The sequence below is a fragment of the Streptomyces sp. NPDC005574 genome, assembly GCF_040605435.1.
Taxonomy (GTDB): domain Bacteria; phylum Actinomycetota; class Actinomycetes; order Streptomycetales; family Streptomycetaceae; genus Streptomyces.
Genome location: NZ_JBEXCW010000147.1, coordinates 1 through 12634, shown reverse-complemented (window position 1 = coordinate 12634; position 12634 = coordinate 1). Strand labels below are relative to the sequence as shown.

The following is a 12634-nucleotide window of genomic DNA, read 5'->3' as shown; positions in this document are numbered from 1 at the left end:
GTCCCCCCGGCCATCGAGGCCATCATGAGCTCGCCGAGCTGCCGGGTGCAGGGCTTCCTCGCGGCCGGGCACGTGTGCAGCGTGATGGGCGTGGGGGAGTACCCGGAACTGGCCGAACGCTTCCGGGTGCCCATCGTCGTCACCGGTTTCGAGCCGCTGGACATCCTCGAAGGGGTGCGCCGCACCGTCCGCCAGCTGGAGCGCGGTGAGCACACCGTCGACAACGCCTACGCCCGGGCCGTGCGCCCGGAGGGCAACCCGGCCGCCCGCGCGATGCTGGAGGACGTCTTCGAGGTCACCGACCGTGCCTGGCGGGGTATCGGCGTGATCCCCGACAGCGGCTGGCGGCTGGCTGAGAAGTACCGCGACCACGACGCCGAACACCGCTTCTCGGTCGACGGCATCCAGACCCGCGAACCGGCCGAGTGCCGCAGCGGCGAGGTCCTCCAGGGGCTCCTCAAGCCGCACGAGTGCGAGGCGTTCGGCACGCTCTGCACCCCCCGCAACCCCCTCGGAGCCACCATGGTCTCCAGCGAGGGCGCCTGCGCCGCCTACTACCTCTACCGGCGTCTCGACCTCACCACCGCGCCCCGGGAGGCGAGCCCCGTTGTCTGACATCACCGAACTCCGCGGCCCCGCGCTCGACATCGAGGGTCCGACCTGTCCCGCACCGCTGCGCGACCGGCCCCGCGTGGTCATGGGCCACGGCGGCGGAGGGGCGCTCTCCGCCGAACTGGTGCAGCAGATCTTCGCGCCCGCGTTCGGGGGCGAGGTGCTCGCCCAGATGGGTGATGCCGCCGCGGTCACCCTGGGCGGTGCCCGGCTCGCGTTCTCCACCGACTCCTTCGTGGTGCGGCCGCTGTTCTTCCCCGGCGGCAGCATCGGCGACCTCGCCGTCAACGGCACCGTCAACGACCTCGCCATGAGCGGCGCCCGGGCCGCCTACCTGTCCTGCGGGTTCATCCTGGAGGAGGGCGTGGAACTCGACGTCGTCTCCCGGGTGGCGGAGGCGCTGGGCACGGCGGCGCGCGCCGCGGGCGTCGAGGTGGCCACCGGCGACACCAAGGTGGTGGAGTCGGGCCACGGGGACGGGATCTTCATCAACACGGCCGGCATCGGCCTGATCCCGGCGGGCGTCGACCTGCGGCCGGGCCGGGTCGTCCCCGGTGACGTGGTGATCGTCAGCGGCGCCGTCGGCGTCCACGGGGTGGCGATCATGAGCGTCCGCGAGGGACTGGAATTCGGGGTGGAGATCGAGAGCGACTGCGCGGCGCTGGGCTCCCTGGTCGACGCCATGCTCGCCGTCACCCCGGACCTGCACGTGCTGCGCGACCCCACGCGGGGCGGGCTGGCCGCCGCGCTGAACGAGATCGCGGCGGCGTCCGGCGCGGGGGTCGTGATCCGCGAGCGGGACGTCCCCGTCCCGGCGGCGGTGGCCAACGCCTGCGCCATCCTGGGGCTCGACCCCATGTACGTCGCCAACGAGGGCAAGCTGGTGGCCTTCGTGCCGCGCGAGCACGCCGACGCGGTGCTGGCGGCGATGCGCAGCCATCCGCTGGGAGCGGACTCCGCGATCATCGGCGAGGCCGTGGCGGACCATCCAGGCATGGTGGTGGCCCGTACCGGGCTCGGCGGCACGCGCGTGGTGGACCTGCCGCTCGGGGAGCAACTCCCGCGCATCTGCTGACCATCCGCTGATACCGGAGGCTCCGGCCGGCGGCGGGTCCGCCGGCCGGAGAGGCGCCGGAGATCAGGAGCGGCGAAGGGGCCTGGGCGGCCCGCCGGGCGCGGCGGCCGGACGGGCCCCTGTCTGTGCGTGACGTCGGCCTCGCCTGTCCGGGCGGGGGGCGTGGTGGGTGACGGTCGACGTCGGCTGTCCGGCGGGACAGGGGGTGTGTGGGACGGTCCGTGTCGCCTGCCCGGGCCGACCGCCCCGCGTCGCCCGCCCGGGCGGAGGGCCGGAGTGGATGACAGGCGGCGCCGTCCGTTTCGGGCGGGGCCCGTGGGTGACGGTCGGCGTCGCCTGTCCGGGCGGGGGTCGGCCCGTGGGTGACCTTCGGCGTCGCCCGCCCGGCCGGGGTCGTCCGCTGCGGGCTAGCCGGCCCGGCGGCCGGACGGTGTGTCCTTGGGGTCCACGCCCGTGTACGCGGAGGCGTCCTTGGTGCCGGCCGGACGCTGGGAACGCCCTTCGCGGCCGGTCTTCGTCCTGCCCTCCTCGCCCTGCTCGGCGTACTCCTCACCGCTCTTGCCGGTGCTCTCGACCGTGTCGCCGGGCACGCCCTTGCGCTCCTGCGCGGACTTCGTCCGGCCGGGGCCCGGTTCGCCGGCGTGTTCGTCCGCGTGGAAGGAACGGTGGGCGCTGGGGTTGTCCTGCTGACGCGTCTCGTCCACGTCGGGCGACCAGCCGTGCTGTCCTTCACCGTGATGACGGCTCGGGCCCTCGCCGTGCGACGGCTCGGACGGATGTGGTTTCTTCGCCATGGACCGACCTGCCTGTTCCCCTTGCGTGGGAGACACGAGGGTCGCGCCTCCGCGATACGGCAATTGTCCCACTTTGGCCGGAGTGGGGCATGTGTGTTCACGCCATATGGGTTACCATCCTGTGCGCCCCGGCCATGGAGGCCCGCGCTATGTGGGCGGACGGCATGGGCACCAGTTCAGAGGGCCTGCTCGGTCCAGATCGTCTTGCCCGGAGCCGTGTACCGGACGCCCCAGGCCCGGGCCAGCTGCGCGGTGATGAACAGCCCGCGGCCGCCCTCGTCGATGCCGGCCGCGTGCCGCAGGAGCGGTACGTCCGAGCCGGCGTCCCGCACCTCGCAGGTCAGCGTCCGGTCGAGGATCAGCCGGAGTTCCAGCGGTGGGCTGCCGTAGCGGACCGCGTTGGTGACGAGTTCGCTGACGATGAGCCGGGTGTTGAAGGCCGTCTCGTCGTCCACGTCCCACTTGGCGAGCTGATGGCCGGTGCGCTGCCGGGCGACCGCCACGGCCGCGGGGTCCCGGTCGAGGGGCCAGGCGACGAACCGGTCGGCGGAGAAGGCCCGGGTACGGGCGACGATCACCGCCGCGTCACCCGCCCCGAGCCCCGCCGGGAGGGCGTAGACCAGGGCGTCGCAGAGCTCCTGCAACGGGCGGTCGCGCAGGTCGGGCGTCGAGTGCAGCGGTCCCGAGGACTCGGCGAGGTAGGCGGTGAGGACCGGGTCGCTGGTGAACACCAGGACGCTGCCGTCCGGCACCTCGACGTCCGCGGTGGCGAAGGGGGCGCCCTCCTCCGTGCCCAGCCGGGGCCCGCCCGGGGCGGCGGGGAGAGCGACCGTGTGGTCGGGGCGGACCAGGACGGGGCCCAGATGACCGGCCGTCGCCATGGTGAACCTGCCGGTCACCGGGTCGTGGACGGCGTACACGCAGTCCGCGGTCAGCATCTCGCGCCGCAGCGGATCGCCGAGCGGCAGGTGCCCGCGCTCGGCGGCGAGGTGCCCCGCCGTGCCGTGCAGCCGGGCGAGCAGTTCGTCGGGCGGGAGTTCGAACGCCGCCAGTGAGCGGACGACGGTCCGCAGCTGCCCCATGGTCGCGGCCGCGTTCAGCCCTCTCCCCGACACCTTGCCGACGACCAGTGCGGTGCGGGCGCCCGACAGGGGGATGGTGTCGTACCAGGCGCCCGGATCGGCGCCGGTGACGGACAGGTACGCGGTCTCCAGCGACGCGTGGCTCACCGCGCGGCGCGGCAGCAGTTGCCGCTGGACCGTGGCGGCCACGGTGTGCTCCCGCGTGTAGCGCCGGGCGTTGTCGACGCACAGCGCCGTGTGCGAGGCCAGCTCGGTCGCGAGTTCCCGGTCGGCCTCGTCGAAGGGTGCCGAATCTCCGGTGCGGTACAGACTCACGATGCCGAGGGCCGCGTCGCGCAGTGCCAGGGGCACCACCAGCAGGGAGTGCGCCCGCGCCGCACGGATCGCCTCCGCGACCGGGGGGTCGGCGGACAGCCACGGGGTGTCCGGACGCAGCGGCACCACCCGGGGCCGCAGGTCGGCCAGGGCCTGGGTGAACGGCGTCGGGGCGGGCAGGCGGCGGACCTGGCCCACAGGATGCGCCTGCGCCGGCCGGGTCTGGCGGCTGCGGAAGGCGGTACGCATCACCGGCATGCCCGCGGGTGGCGGTGCCGTTGGTGGTTCGTCGCCGCGGATCACGCCGTCCACCACCTCCACGACCGCGAGGTCGGCGAACCCGGGGACGACCGCGTCGACGAGTTCCTCACCGGTCACGGCCGGGTCCAGGGTGCGGCCCACCCGGGCGCGTACGACGTCCAGCACCACGGTCCGGGCCCGGGCCCGCTCCCGCTCGGTGACGTCGACCGAGGTGAGGGCCACGCCCAGCACCGACCCGTCCGGGCCCTGCAGACGCAGCGCGGTGATCTCGAACTGGCGCTGGGGCGGCGACTCCGCCTCGATGTGGGCCCGCACGACGCGCTGCAGCAGGGGGACGCCGGTGGCCAGCACCTCACCGAGGAGCCCCTCCACGTCCTCCTCGACCATGGCGTAGGCGTCCCGGGCCCGCTGCCCCGCCAGATCCTCCGGGAACATGCCCCGCATGGCGGGGGTGGTGGTGTTGATCCGCACCACCCGCAGATCGGTGTCGAGCAGGTGGAGCCCGATCGGCGACTGCGTGAAGAGCGCCTCCAGCATCGAGACCGCCGTCTGGGCGACGTGCCGGCCGGGATCGCCGTGGGCCACGGGGATACCTCCGAGCTCGGTCCTGTGCGTGCTCCGGTGCGCGGCTGCCGCAAAACCGGGCGCGCCTCCAGGGTGCTCCGCGGCCGTCCCGTCCGCACCCGGAAAGGTGCCCGCGCACACCGGGCGGCGGAACCCGCGCGTCGGCACCAGCGACGGAGGACAGGACAGAACCGGACCGGGCGGCACCCCCGTCCGCAGTCGCTGACCTGCGTGGTGCCGCCCCGGGAACGGCGACAACCGGACCGATGCCTCCCGCGGCGCGCGAGGGCGCCGGAACACTGGGATGCTGAGGGAGGAGCGCTGCCCATGATGTGACGAGCAGTGGTGGTGAGCGCCATGGCTGGATTCGAGAAGAACGATCCCGGATGCACGGCACCGAGCGCGGATCCGCAGGGGGATCCGTTTCTGCGGACCCGGTTCGCCGTTCCGGCCAGGCCGGTCACGTTCCTGCGGCGGGCGCGCCTGGTCAAACACCTGGACCAGGCTCTCCAGACACCGCTGACCATGGTCAACGGAGCCGCGGGCGCGGGCAAGACCCTGCTGGTCGCCGACTGGGCCGGCGGACGCAACCGGTCCGTCGCCTGGCTCACCAGCGACGTCGTCGACCAGGGCTGCGGAATGTTCTGGGCCTACCTGCTCCAGGCCCTGCGCGTCTCCGGTGTGCCGCTGCCGCCTGAGGTCGACTTCCCCGCGGACGCCGGCCACGTGGACCACGCCCTCCTCGCCCGGCTCGCCGCCGACCTGAGCGCGCGGGAGCGGCCTGTGATCGTGGTGCTCGACGAGTACGACCGGGTCACCGACCCGCAGATCGCGGAGCAGCTGGGCTTCGTGCTGCGCAACGCGGGACGCGGTATGCGCCTGATCCTCGTCACCCGCACGGAGCCGCTGCTTCCGCTGCACCGGTACCGGGCAGCCGGCGACCTCACCGAGATCAGGGACGCGGAGCTGGCGTTCACCGCGGAGGAGGCGGCCGCGCTCCTGGACCTGCACGGCCTGTCCCTGCCGGTGTCCGACGCGCGCGCCCTGGTGGAGCGCACCCGGGGGTGGGCCGCGGGGCTGCGGCTGTGCGCCCTGGCCGCCCGCGAGCGCCCCGACCCGCAGCGGTACCTCAAGGAGTTCGAGGCCGACCGCACCACTGTCGCCGACTTCCTGCTGGCCGAGGTGCTCCGGCGGCAGACCCCCGAGACGCAGGACCTCCTGCTGCGGGTCAGCGTCCTGGACCGGTTCTGCCCCGAGCTGGCGAACGTGCTGACGGAGCGCACCGACGCCGAGCCCATCCTGGCCGCCCTGCACCGCGAGAACGCATTCGTCGAGGACCTCGGGCACGCCTGGTGCCGTCTGCACCCGCTGTTCGCGGAGATCCTCCGGGCACACCTGCGTGAGCGTTCCCCGGGTCTCGAACCCGAACTGCATCTGCGGGCCGCCCGGTGGCTGCGCCGCTCCGGCTCCCTCACCGAGAGCCTCGGGCACGGCGCGGCCGCGGGCGACTGGGAGTTCACCGCGGACGCCCTCGTCGACGACCTGGCCATCGGGCAGCTCTTCACCGGCCTGCGCAGCGACGACCTGGCCGAGCTGTTCTCCCGGATGGGCCCCGAGGCCAGGGGGCCCGCCACGGACCTGGTGCGGGCGGCCCGTGAGCTGTCCCACTGCGAACTCGACCGCGGCCTGACCCATCTGCGTCACGCGGAGCGCGGTCTGGCGGAGGAACCGGACCCGGCGCAGGACGCGGACGGGCTCGCCGCGGCCCGCCTCAGCTGCGCCCTGCTCGAAGCGCTGGCGGGCAGGCTGACCGGCTCACCCGGACGAGCGGAGCTCGCGGCGGAGTCGGCCGGCAGACTGTGGGACCAGGTGCCGGCGCACCTGCTCGACAGGCATCCCGAACTCACCGCCCTCCTGCTGACCCACCTGGGTTCCACCCGGCTGTGGGCCGGACGGTTCGAGGACGCGCGGGCCGTCCTGGCCACGGTGGCAGAGGGTTCCGGCGGGGCCGCCACGGCGCTTCCGCGTGAGGACTCCCTGGGCCGCCTGGCACTGATCGACTACCTGAACGGCTGGCTGGGCAGTGCGGAGCGCAAGGCAGTGGAGGCGCTGACCGAGACAGAGCGGTTCAGCCTGTCGCAGCCGTCCGGCTCCGGCATCGGGCGGCTGGTGCTCGCTGCCGTCGCCGTCGACCGCAACGAACTGGACCGGGCGCAGAGTCTCCTCGACGAGGCGGCCGACTCCCACCCCGCGATGCGGGACCCGGTGATGGAGGCCGGCCGGACCATCGCGACGGCGGGCCTGCTGCTGGCCCGCGGCGACACGCAGGCCGCGCTCGAACGGGTGGACACGGCCGTCACCGCCGCGGTGGCCTCCCCGTGGGCGGAAGGCCGTACGGCACTGGTCGCCTCCGCCGCGCACCTCGCCGAAGGCCGCCCGGAGACAGCCGCCAAGCTGCTGCGCGAGGTGCCCGAGGACCAGGTGGCGTGCGCCGTGGGCGCGGCGCGGGCCCGGCTGGCCGCGGGCGAGCGGGGCGCGGCGATCGACCTCCTGGACCGGGTGAACGCCGAGGGCCTCCTCGGGCCGGCGGTGACCGTCCGCGCGGCGCTGGTCAGGGCGCAGGACGCGGAGCAGAGGGGGGACTCGGTCACCTCGCGCCGGCTCGTCGCGCAGGCGCTGCGGGACGCGCGGCAGGAACGGCTGAGGCTCCCCTTCCTTGAGGCCGGGGAGTGGCTCCGGCCGCTCATGGACACGGAGCCGCTGCGGCGGCTCGCGGAGGGCTGGCTGCTGCCCGGCGCGCCCCGGCACGGCGGGCGGCCCCGGCCCGAGGAGCTGGTGGAGAAGCGGTTCCCGCAGGTCGTGGAGGAGCTCAGCGGCCGCGAGCACGACGTGCTGGAACGGCTGGCGCAGATGATGTCGACGGAGGAGATCGCAGCCGATCTCTACGTGTCGGTGAACACGGTCAAGACGCACCTCAAGAGCGTCTACCGGAAGCTCGCGGTCAACCGGCGCAACGACGCGGTCCGCCGCGCCCGCGAACGGGGACTGCTCTGAGCACACGCACGGCCGTGACCTCGCGCCCATCCGGTGGGTGCGAGGTCACGGCAGGCGGTACGGCGGGTTCAGAGGCTCTCGGCCCGGACCCTGCCGGAGCGGGCGGCGGCTCCCAGCGCCTGGAAGTCCCGCTCGTTCTGGTCGGCGTACGCCTGGGCGAAGCCGGTGAGCGCGCGGTCGAAGCGGTCGCTTCCGCCGAGGTAGGCGGCGAGGGCGACGGGATCACCGGAACGGGCGTGGGCCCGCGCGAGACTCGCCCCGCAGAGCCCTGCGAAGAGGCGGAGCAGGCCGGGGTCCATGGTGTCGGGCCGCATGATGCCCTTCCAGTCCCGCAGTTGACGTACGTAGAAGTCCCGGCCGCGCCCGTCGAGGCCCGTGACATGGGTCCAGCCCAGGAAGATGTCGCTGGTGGTCTGGATGAGCCGCTGGCCCGCGACCACCCGGCGGCCCTGGTTGTCGTAGCGGTCCCCGCCGGTGTGGGCGGCGAGGACGGACTCCTCCGCCTCCTTGGCCTGGAGCAGGAGAGGGTCGGTGTCGTCGCGGCCGAGGAGCAGCAGGATCCAGCAGCGCGTTCCGACGCTGCCGACGCCGACCACCTTCCGGGCCATGTCGACCAGGCGGTAGTGGTGGAGCAGGTGCCGGCGCTCGGACGACAGGGTCCGCGCGTACCCGTCGACGACGGACCGCAGCTCCTTCTCCTCCGCGTCCCCGGAGGAGTCGGACAGCAGGTCGCGGAGCGGGACGATCAGCGGCGGGTCGGGTGCGATCCGCCGGCCCCCGGCCGTGACCCGGGTGAGCTTCTCGAACGCCTGGAGGTGGGTGCGCGTACGGGCCTTCGTCGTGGCCTCGACGGTACGGCGCCTGGTCTCCTTGTTCATCGAGGAGGCCAGGAGTTCGCGCATGTGGTCGGCGTCGTCCTGGGCGTACCAGATGTCCAGGGTGCGCATGCCGGCGAAGGACCGCATCCGCTCCCGGTAGGCCCGCACGCACTCGCGCACGGTGCTGTTCTGCTCCTTGACCGAGAAGCCGTTGGCGCGGCCCGCGATCGCGAAGCTGGCCGCCAGCCGCTTGACGTCCCATTCGAAGGGCCCGGGCGACGTCTCGTCGAAGTCGTTGATGTCGAAGACCAGATGGCGTTCGGGCGAGGCCAGCAACCGGAAGTTCAGCAGATGGGCGTCCCCGCACAGCTGCACGGTCAGCCCGGTGTTCGGCAGCGGGCCGAGGTCCGTCGCCATGATCGAGGCCGCGCCCCGGTAGAAGCGGAACGGCGCTTCCAGCATGCGGCCGTAGCGGATGGGCACGAGCTCGGTGAGCCGGGTGGCCGACTGCTGCTCGATCACCTCGACGGGGTCGGGCCGCTTCGGATCGGGCTCGAACCAGCCATGACAGGAACGCGACGCGCGCGTGCGCGCCTTTCTGCCGTGCGCCGCCCTCTCGGCCGGGGACAGGGACGCCGTGAACGCACTGGGTATGGTCATCGCTCGCACCTCCCGCGCCCCGGGGCACGCGGATGCGTGACCCCGGTGGTCCAGCTCAGCGCGCCGGCGGGGTCCGCGGCTCACCCGCCGGGGGTGAACCGGCGGCCGGCGCCGTCGGCCGGGCCGCGGCGCGTCGGGCGGTGCGAGCCGGCCGGACCGCGGACCCGCGAACGCGCGCGATGCCCCCGGTCCGGTCCCGTGCGCCTTCCGCGCGGTGCGCGCCGCTCAGACGGCCGGTGACGGGTACGTCGGGTACTCGACCCCGGAGACGTGCTGGACGACGCGGATGACCTGGCAGGAGTAGCCGAACTCGTTGTCGTACCAGAGGTAGAGGATCGCGTTGTCGCCGTCGACCTTGGTGGCACCGGCGTCGACGATCGAGGCGTGGCGTGAGCCCATGAAGTCGCTCGACACCGCGTCGGGGGCGGTGGTGAAGTCGATCTGGCGCTTGAGCGGCGAGGTCAGCGACACGTTGCGGAGGTACTCCAGGACGTCCTCGCGCGTGGTCTCACGGCCGAGCCGCAGGCTGAGGATCGCGATCGACACGTCGGGCACCGGGACCCGGATCGAGCTGCCGGTGATCGGCGCCTTGAGGTCGGGCAGCGCCTTGGCGACGGCGGAGGCGGCACCGGTCTCGGTGATGACCATGTTCAGCGGCGCGGAGCGGCCACGGCGGTCGGCCTTGTGGTAGTTGTCCAGCAGGTTCTGGTCGTTGGTGAACGAGTGGACCGTCTCCACATGGCCGCGCAGCACACCGTACTCGTCGGCCATCGCCTTCAGCGGCGGCACGATCGCGTTGGTGGTGCAGGAGGCGCAGGACAGGATCTGCTCGTCCGGCTTGATCGTGTCGTGGTTGACGCCGTGCACGATGTTGGGGACGTCGCCCTTGCCCGGCGCGGTCAGGACCACCTTGTCGATGCCGGGGCGCAGGTGCTGCGACAGGCCCTCGCGGTCCCGCCACCGGCCCGTGTTGTCGATGAGGATGGCGTCCTTGATGCCGTACGCCGTGTAGTCGACCTCCGACGGGTCGCCCGCGTAGATCACCTTGATCTCGTTGCCGTTGGCGACGATCGTGCCGCTCGCCTCGTCGACGGTGATCGTGCCCTGGAACTGACCGTGGATGGAGTCGCGGCGCAGCAGCGAGGCCCGCTTCACGATGTCCTGGTCGCCGCCCCGGCGCACCACGATGGCGCGCAGCCGCAGGCCGTTGCCGGAGCCCGACTTCTCGATGAGCAGGCGGGCCACGAGACGGCCGATGCGGCCGAAGCCGTAGAGGACGACGTCGCGCGGCGCGCGGCGCTCGACCCGGTCGGCGCCGGTGGCGCCGGCGACCGCCTCGGCGGTGAACTCCTCCACGGTGAGGCCGCGGTCGTCGGCCCGGTGCGTCGCCGCGAGCATGCCGATGTCGATCTGGGACGGCCCGAGATCGAGAGCGGCGAGCGCCCGCAGGAACGGCAGGGTCTCGGTGACCGAGAGCTCCTCGCCGGCGATCTGCCGGGCGAAGCGGTGGGTCTTGAGAATGCTGACCACTGACTTGTTCACCAGGGAGCGGCTGTGCAGCAGGACCGTCACGTCCCGCTCGCGGTGCAGCTTCCCGATGATCGGGATCATGGACTCCGCGATCTCCTCGCGGTGCTTCCAGTTGGTGAACGAGTCGTCGTTGACAGTCACAGAGTTATCTTTCGAGCTAGGGGGCGCTCATATGCTAACCCCATGGCCCGGACCCGGTTCGGGGGGCCTCCGGACCGGGTGCCTGCTCATGATGGAGACCCGGTTGAAGGCGTTGATGGTGACGGCGACCCAGATCACCGCGGCGATCTCGTCGTCGCCGAACACCTCGCGCGCGCCCGCGTAGGCGGAGTCCTGTGCGGCCCGGTCGGCCGGGTCGGTGGTCGCCTCGGCCAGCGCGAGCGCCGCGCGTTCCCGCTCGGAGAAGAGTTGCGTGTCGCGCCAGGCCGGCAGGACGCCCAGGCGCTGCGTCGTCTCGCCCGCCCGCAGGGCCGCTCCGGTGTGCAGGCTCAGGCAGTAGGCGCAGCCGTTGATCTGCGAGACGCGGAGGTTGATCAGCTCCACGAGCCTGCGGTCCAGGCCCGCGTCGGCCGCGGTCGCGCGTACCGCCTCGGACGTCTGGACCAGGGCGTGGTACGGCTTCGGACTCTGCTTGTCTATGTAGACCCGCCGGTCCGCTCGGCCCTGTGCGGTGTCGCTCAACCCGGTCTCCTTGTGGACGTGTGGGATGGGTGGGGGCGTGAAGGGGCGCGCCGTCCACCGCGACGCGGCCCGCGCGCCCGCCGGGACGCGGGCGTGACGCGTGTCAGTCGTCGGTGACGTTGGCCGTGATCAGCCGCAGGAGGTGCTTGGCGGCGGCGTCCTGCTCGGGGGTCAGGCCCATGGCGTCACCGATGGCGAGGGGGACCGTGGCGGCCGTGTCCCGCAGTCGCGCGCCGGCCTCGGTGAGCCGGATGGCGACCGAGCGTTCGTCGTCGGTACGGCGCTCGCGGCGCAGCAGTCCGTTCGCCTCTAGCCGCTTCAGCAGTGGCGACAGGGTGCTGGACTCCAGTTGGAGGGCGGCGCCGAGATCCCGTACGGAGATCGAGTCCTGCTCCCACAGCACGAGCATGACCAGATACTGCGGGTAGGTCAGACCGAGCGCCTCCAGCAGGGGCCGGTACCGGGCGGTGACCGCCCGGGAGGCCGCGTACAGGGCGAAGCACAGCTGGTCGTCGAGGAGCAGCGAGCCCTCGGTCGGTTCGGCGGCGGGGTTCACGGGACGGCTCCTGCTCTTCGCGCTGCTCATGGCCGCCACCACTCTAGCGTTGAGGTCCCCCCGACTCTATCGAACGCGAACAAGTTGTGCACGACTAAGTAGCGCGCTACTGTCCGGGTAGTGCCGAGGCCCGCCGGTAGATCCGGCCGGCGGCGCCCGTCCCCGGCACCCGACAACCAGGAGGTCGCCATGACCGGCAGCACCCACCCCCGCCCCGTGCTCGAACCCGCCGCGCAGTCCTTCGCCGAGGCGACCGCGAACCCGCCCTACCTGTTCGACCTGGCGCCCGCCGAGGGCCGTAAGGCGGTCGACGAGGTGCAGTCGGGTGAGATCGCGATGCCTGCGGTGGACGAGGAGTGGATCACCGTGTCGGGGGGTCCGACGGGCAGTGTGCGGGCGCGGGTGGTGCGCCCGGCCGGCGCGGAGGGTGTGCTGCCGGTGATTCTCTACATCCACGGTGCGGGCTGGGTGTTCGGCAACGCCCACACCCACGACCGTCTGGTGCGCGAACTGGCCGTCGGCGCGGGCGCGGCGGTGGTCTTCCCCGAGTACGACCTCTCCCCCGAGGCGCGCTACCCCATCGCCATCGAGCAGAACTACACCGTCGCCCGGTGGATCGTCGAACAGGGCGC

General features: G+C 73.1%; 10 protein-coding genes. 4 read left to right on the top strand and 6 right to left on the bottom strand.

Annotated features, from left to right (window positions below; genetic code table 11):
- Both hypD and hypE read left to right on the top strand, forming a co-directional pair.
- Positions 1-615, top strand: a 615-nt coding sequence (gene hypD, locus ABZT03_RS40605; protein ID WP_356048759.1) for a hydrogenase formation protein HypD, incomplete at its 5' end; no start/stop codon positions are given.
- Positions 608-1687, top strand: coding sequence for a hydrogenase expression/formation protein HypE (hypE, locus tag ABZT03_RS40600; RefSeq protein WP_356048758.1), 1080 nt, complete (start codon positions 608-610; stop codon positions 1685-1687). The genes hypD and hypE, both read left to right, overlap by 8 nt.
- A gap of 407 nt (positions 1688-2094) precedes the next feature.
- Here hypE and ABZT03_RS40595 read toward each other — a convergent pair whose 3' ends face one another.
- Both ABZT03_RS40595 and ABZT03_RS40590 read right to left on the bottom strand, forming a co-directional pair.
- Complete coding sequence (locus ABZT03_RS40595; RefSeq protein ID WP_356048756.1) at positions 2095-2481, bottom strand: hypothetical protein; 387 nt, start codon at positions 2479-2481, stop codon at positions 2095-2097.
- Positions 2482-2657: 176 nt separating this feature from the next.
- A complete protein-coding gene (locus tag ABZT03_RS40590; protein WP_356048754.1) occupies positions 2658-4724 on the bottom strand; it encodes a SpoIIE family protein phosphatase in 2067 nt (688 codons plus the stop codon).
- Positions 4725-5060: 336 nt separating this feature from the next.
- Between ABZT03_RS40590 and ABZT03_RS40585 the strand changes: the two genes are divergently transcribed.
- Complete coding sequence (locus tag ABZT03_RS40585) at positions 5061-7757, top strand: LuxR C-terminal-related transcriptional regulator (protein ID WP_356048753.1); 2697 nt, start codon at positions 5061-5063, stop codon at positions 7755-7757.
- Positions 7758-7825: 68 nt separating this feature from the next.
- Here ABZT03_RS40585 and ABZT03_RS40580 read toward each other — a convergent pair whose 3' ends face one another.
- The 4 genes from ABZT03_RS40580 to ABZT03_RS40565 form a co-directional block, all read right to left on the bottom strand.
- Positions 7826-9235 (bottom strand): DUF2252 domain-containing protein, encoded by a 1410-nt coding sequence (locus tag ABZT03_RS40580; RefSeq protein WP_356048751.1) that lies wholly within the window; start codon positions 9233-9235, stop codon positions 7826-7828.
- A gap of 225 nt (positions 9236-9460) precedes the next feature.
- Complete coding sequence (locus tag ABZT03_RS40575; RefSeq protein ID WP_356048749.1) at positions 9461-10906, bottom strand: glyceraldehyde-3-phosphate dehydrogenase; 1446 nt, start codon at positions 10904-10906, stop codon at positions 9461-9463.
- A 27-nt stretch (positions 10907-10933) separates the two neighbouring features.
- Positions 10934-11446 carry a carboxymuconolactone decarboxylase family protein gene (locus ABZT03_RS40570; protein WP_356048747.1) on the bottom strand — a complete coding sequence of 171 codons (513 nt, stop codon included), beginning with the start codon at positions 11444-11446 and terminating at the stop codon, positions 10934-10936.
- 103 nt (positions 11447-11549) lie between these two features.
- Entirely contained in the window at positions 11550-12032 is a 483-nt protein-coding gene (locus ABZT03_RS40565) for a MarR family transcriptional regulator (RefSeq protein ID WP_356048746.1), read from the bottom strand.
- Positions 12033-12191: 159 nt separating this feature from the next.
- Between ABZT03_RS40565 and ABZT03_RS40560 the strand changes: the two genes are divergently transcribed.
- Positions 12192-12634, top strand: a 443-nt coding sequence (locus ABZT03_RS40560; protein WP_356048744.1) for an alpha/beta hydrolase, incomplete at its 3' end; no start/stop codon positions are given.

What these genes read in the sequence shown, in the direction of transcription:
- ABZT03_RS40595 (WP_356048756.1), bottom strand. Translation starts at nt 2,481, where the DNA reads ATGGCGAAGAAACCACATCCGTCCGAGCCGTCGCACGGCGAGGGCCCG.
- ABZT03_RS40565 (WP_356048746.1), bottom strand. Translation starts at nt 12,032, where the DNA reads ATGAGCAGCGCGAAGAGCAGGAGCCGTCCCGTGAACCCCGCCGCCGAA.
- ABZT03_RS40585 (WP_356048753.1), top strand. Translation starts at nt 5,061, where the DNA reads ATGGCTGGATTCGAGAAGAACGATCCCGGATGCACGGCACCGAGCGCG.
- ABZT03_RS40580 (WP_356048751.1), bottom strand. Translation starts at nt 9,235, where the DNA reads ATGACCATACCCAGTGCGTTCACGGCGTCCCTGTCCCCGGCCGAGAGG.